The organism is Pseudomonas edaphica, from assembly GCF_005863185.1.
GTDB classification, from domain to species: Bacteria; Pseudomonadota; Gammaproteobacteria; order Pseudomonadales; family Pseudomonadaceae; genus Aquipseudomonas; species Aquipseudomonas edaphica.
In genome coordinates this window covers 1-3,532 of sequence record NZ_VBVZ01000629.1, presented here as the reverse complement: position 1 = coordinate 3,532, position 3,532 = coordinate 1, and the positions used below count along the sequence as shown (strand labels likewise).

General features: G+C 60.8%; 5 protein-coding genes. 4 read left to right on the top strand and 1 reads right to left on the bottom strand.

The features are described 5' to 3' along the window. Window positions 1-152: 152 nt before the first annotated feature. Window positions 153-773, bottom strand: coding sequence for a TetR/AcrR family transcriptional regulator (locus FEM54_RS27910; protein ID WP_017136448.1), 621 nt, complete (start codon window positions 771-773; stop codon window positions 153-155). Window positions 774-961: 188 nt separating this feature from the next. Between FEM54_RS27910 and FEM54_RS34945 the strand changes: the two genes are divergently transcribed. The 4 genes from FEM54_RS34945 to copD all read left to right on the top strand — a co-directional run. Further along, window positions 962-1,825, top strand: a complete 864-nt coding sequence (locus FEM54_RS34945) for a GGDEF domain-containing protein (RefSeq protein WP_017136447.1) — start codon at window positions 962-964, stop codon at window positions 1,823-1,825. Between the two features lie 75 nt (window positions 1,826-1,900). Next, window positions 1,901-2,368, top strand: a complete 468-nt coding sequence (locus FEM54_RS27900; protein WP_017136446.1) for a GNAT family N-acetyltransferase — start codon at window positions 1,901-1,903, stop codon at window positions 2,366-2,368. Continuing rightward, window positions 2,362-2,727 carry a copper homeostasis periplasmic binding protein CopC gene (gene copC / locus FEM54_RS27895; RefSeq protein WP_099550007.1) on the top strand — a complete coding sequence of 122 codons (366 nt, stop codon included), beginning with the start codon at window positions 2,362-2,364 and terminating at the stop codon, window positions 2,725-2,727. Before FEM54_RS27900 ends, copC begins: the two co-directional genes overlap by 7 nt. Window positions 2,728-2,730: 3 nt before the next feature. Next, the coding region (copD, locus tag FEM54_RS27890) for a copper homeostasis membrane protein CopD (RefSeq protein ID WP_138453790.1) at window positions 2,731-3,532 on the top strand (802 nt) is incomplete at its 3' end.

The following is a 3,532-nucleotide window of genomic DNA, read 5'->3' as shown; positions in this document are numbered from 1 at the left end:
CCCTTACCGCGAGGCTGTGTAAGTTACCTTTTGAAATGATCGTTCCCACGCTCCGCGTGGGAATGCAGCCAGGGACGCTCCGCGTCCCAAGAGCGGACGCAGAGCGTCCAGTGAGGCATTCCCACGCAGAGCGTGGGAACGATCATCAAAACTCAAGGCTCCAAGCCAATCCCACGCAAAATCACACTGGTCACCGTCTGGATTGCCTTCTCGAACTGCCTGTCCGACAACGGCTGGTGATCATTCAAGATCTTCACCTGGTGATCAAAGTCCGCATAGTGCTGGGTCGAGGCCCAAATCATATACAGCAGGCTCGACGGCTCCACCGGCAGGATGCGCTTGTCTTCCACCCACTGACGAATTTTCGCCTCCTTCATCTTGGCCCAGTCGTACAGGCTTTCGTCCAGCGCCTCACCGAGGGTCGGCGCGCCGTGGATGATTTCATTCGCCCAGACTTTCGAACCATGCGGCCGCGTGCGTGAGCGCTGCATCTTGGCGCGGATGTAACTGCTGAGCACCACGCGCGGGTCATCGAAGGTTTCAAAGCTCAGGGCGTCCTGCTTCCACAGGTCCAGCAGGTCGAACAGCACGGCGCTGTACAGCTCGCTTTTAGTGCTGAAGTAGTAATGCAGGTTGGAGCGCGGCAGTTGCACTTCTTCGGCAATATCGGCCATGGCGGTGCTGCCATAGCCCTTCTCGGCAAAGACTTTCTCTGCCGCCAGCAGGATTTTCTCGACGTTGCTGCGCCGGATACCGATCTTGTGATTGCCCATGGATGATGGAGCCCCAGTCACTTTTAAATACAATTCATTTTCAACCATCACATCATGAACCGCCTCATTAGGCTACACGCCATTGATCGCCAGATCGGCGCCAGCGCTTCAAAGCCCGCAGTATTCCAAGGCGTCAGCCTGCGTGATCGAGCTATGATCGGCGCATCTGAACCGGACACCCCTGACCTATGGCCGTTGACCTGCACGCCCTCTACCCGAAATTGATCCACCTGATGCTGGACACGGTCTTCGTGGTCGACAGTGACAACCTGATCGTGTTTGTCAGCGATGCCTGCGAAGCCCTGCTCGGTTACCGCGCCGACGAACTGACCGGCACCCCCATCACCGACTACATGCACCCCGAAGACCTGGCGCGCACCCGGGCCTCGATTGTGCGGGTGATGAATGGCCGGCCCCATGTGGATTTTCGCAACCGTTATCTGCGCAAGGATGGCAGCGTGGTGCACATCCTGTGGGCAGCGTTCTGGTCCGAAGAAGTCGGCGCGCGCATCGGCGTGGCGCGCGACGTGACGGCGCTCACCCAGGCCGAGGAGGAACTGCGTTTCCTCGCCCACCATGACCCGCTGACGGCGCTCACCAACCGCTCGTTGTTCAACGATGGCCTGGCGTCGGCCCTGCACACCGCACAGCGTCATAACACCCGGCTGGCGTTGCTGTTTCTGGACGTCAATGACTTCAAGGGCATCAACGATGTGCATGGCCACGCGGTGGGCGATCGCGTGCTCTGCGTGATTGCACGGCGGCTGGAACGTTGCGTGCGTGACAGCGACCTGGTGGCGCGCATGGGCGGCGACGAATTCACGGTGTTGCTGACCGATGTGCAGTCACACGAAACGGTTAGCGCCAAAGTCGCGCAAATTCTCGCGGCCATGGCCGAGCCGCTGGGCGCTGAGTTTGGCCCGGTCAAGATGCCGTCGTGCAGTGTGGGCGTGGCGTTTTATCCGGCCGACGGTGCAGACGCCGATACCCTGCTCAGCCACGCAGACAGCGATATGTACAGGATAAAAAGGCTGCGGTTGGCCGCCGAGTGATGAAACTTCCTACGCGAACCTTTCCCGCCAAAAACGGATTGGTTAGGATCGCGGTCCACTTGAAGGATCATTGCAATGACTATTCGACCTCGCGTGGCTGCCGACGACCCGGTGCTGGGCGCACTGTGGGAGCGCTCGGTGCGAGCCACCCATGACTTCCTCCCCGAGGACGACATCCAGCGTTTGCTGCCGCTGGTGCGCGACGCCTACCTGCCAATGCCGGCCCTCGACGTGTGGGTGTATGAAGACCACCACGGTATCGCCGGTTTTATCGGCACTGGCGGGCATAACGTCGAAATGCTGTTTATCGACCCCGAGCGCCGCGGCCAGGGCGTCGGCCGCCAATTGCTCGACCACGCCCGCGCCCGTCATGACACGCTGACCGTGGACGTCAACGAACAAAACCCGCAGGCCGTGGGTTTCTATCTGCATTATGGTTTTATCCAGGTCGCGCGCTCGCCGCTGGATGGCGAAGGCAAACCCTTTCCCTTGTTGCACATGGCATTACCGACTCACTCACTTGAAGGTACTGAACAATGCTGATCAAGAAAGCCCTCACCACTGTCACCCTGCTCGCTTCCCTGCTGGGCGCCTCTGCGGCATTTGCCCACGCCCATCTCAAAAGTTCGACACCGGCGGCAGACAGCACGGTTGCTGCGCCCGCCGACCTGCGCCTGACCTTCAGCGAAGGCGTCGAGGCCACCTTCACCAAAGTGTCCCTGAGCAAAGACGGCACCGAACTCGCCATCAAAGGCCTGGAAACCCCGGACGCCGACAAGAAAACCCTGGTGGTCACACCCGCCGCGCCGCTGGCCGCCGGCAACTACAAAGTGGTGTGGAACGCCGTCTCGGTCGACACCCACAAGAGCAACGGTGAATACAGCTTCAAGGTCGGCCAATAACCCATGGCAACCCTGCTGGTGCTGTGCCGCTTCGTGCATTTCATCGTCGTGCTGTTGATGTTCGGGGCCTGTGCCTTCAGGCCCTGGCTGCTGGGCAACGAAGTGCAACCGGCACTCGACCGGCAACTGCTGCGCATCACCCGCGCCCTGGCCTGGCTGGGGTTGTTCTCCGGCGTGGCCTGGCTGCTGTTGATCACCGCCAGCATGGCGGGCAGCTGGGACGCGGCGCTGCAACCGGCCACCGTGCAGTTGGTGCTGGGCAAAACCTTTTTCGGCCAGGTGTGGGTCTGGCATCTGTTGCTGAACCTGCTGCTGGTAGTGGTGTTGCTCAAACCCCGGCCGGCCTTGCGCCTGCCGTTGACCGCACTGCTGCTGGCGACGCTGGCACCGGTCGGCCATGGCGCCATGCTCAATGGGCTGAGCGGCCAATTGCTGATCCTCAATCAAGTGGTGCACCTGGTGTGCGTCGGCGCCTGGCTGGGCGGGTTGTTGCTGCTGGTGCTGATTCTGCGGCTGTCGCCAAAGCCTGCGCTGGAGCCGATCCTCAAGCGCTTCAGCGGCGTGGGTTATGGCCTGGTTGCCGGTTTGCTGGTAACGGGTTTGATCAATGTTCGCGTGCTGACCGGGCAGCTGTGGCCCACGCCGCTGTTTAACGGGTTTGCGCTGATTCTGTTGATCAAGGTGCTGCTGGTGCTGGGTATGTTGGCGCTGGCGCTGTTGAACCGGTTGCGTATCGAGCGCTGTGAGGAGCGAGTGGGCAGTTTGAAAGCCAGTGTGATGCTCGAATGGTTGCTGGGTATTGCAG

Bases quoted from the DNA above. Each gene is read 5' to 3' on its own strand.
- copC (WP_099550007.1), top strand. From the start codon at position 2,362: ATGCTGATCAAGAAAGCCCTCACCACTGTCACCCTGCTCGCTTCCCTG.
- FEM54_RS27910 (WP_017136448.1), bottom strand. From the start codon at position 773: ATGGGCAATCACAAGATCGGTATCCGGCGCAGCAACGTCGAGAAAATC.
- FEM54_RS34945 (WP_017136447.1), top strand. From the start codon at position 962: ATGGCCGTTGACCTGCACGCCCTCTACCCGAAATTGATCCACCTGATG.
- FEM54_RS27900 (WP_017136446.1), top strand. From the start codon at position 1,901: ATGACTATTCGACCTCGCGTGGCTGCCGACGACCCGGTGCTGGGCGCA.